The following is a 650-nucleotide window of genomic DNA, read 5'->3' as shown; positions in this document are numbered from 1 at the left end:
TGATGCGCACGGATTTGGGCGAGCAGCCGTTTGCGCATCTCGACCAACTGCGCTCTCTTGGTTGTCATAGCTCTGAGAAGGCGCAGATTTTCCGCTGGAAGACTGCGGCCTGCTTCAGGCCGGAAAGCGAAGAAGCGTGCGATGAGTTCGGCATCAATCGGGTCGGTCTTAGCGCGTGTGCCACGGCTTTGCGCAAACGCCTTCACCCGAGCGGGGGGCACCTGGCGGGCTGTAACGCCTTCTGTCTCCAGAAGCGCCCAGAGTTGCCATTCCTGACCGCCAGTCGATTCAAAGCAGACGACGGCATCCCGCTCCCGGGCAAGATCCGCCACGGCAGCATGACCTGCCGGAGCATTTGGAACTTTGCAGCGATGCCCATCTGGAAGGCAATGAACGTCAAGCCAATCGCGGCAGACGTCTATGCCGATAACTCGGCCATGTGATAGGTTGTCCATGCTCTCTTCCTTCTGGTGCGCGGTCCTGTACGGCCGCAATCAACTGTTCGAGACGATAAAGAGAGGCGGTGCCGACAGGCTAAGAAGCGTGGTTATGCCAAAAGGGTCAGACGTCGCGCACCACCCCGTCACTGACCCTGGCCGGGGCCGGTGACGGGGCAAGTTTAGCAGAACGCAGATACAGAAGGGTCAGGA

At 59.7% G+C, this 650-nt stretch carries 1 protein-coding gene; it reads right to left on the bottom strand.

Features of this window, described 5'->3' with window-relative positions; genetic code table 11:
* A partial coding sequence (locus ACN5AZ_RS18695) for an IS110 family transposase (protein WP_419430398.1) occupies window positions 1–455 on the bottom strand: 455 nt, incomplete at its 3' end.
* Window positions 456–650: the final 195 nt, after the last annotated feature.

The sequence above is a fragment of the Sagittula sp. SSi028 genome (assembly GCF_048553715.1).
In the GTDB taxonomy this organism is placed as follows: domain Bacteria; phylum Pseudomonadota; class Alphaproteobacteria; order Rhodobacterales; family Rhodobacteraceae; genus Sagittula.
This window is presented reverse-complemented; position numbering and strand designations above follow the sequence as displayed.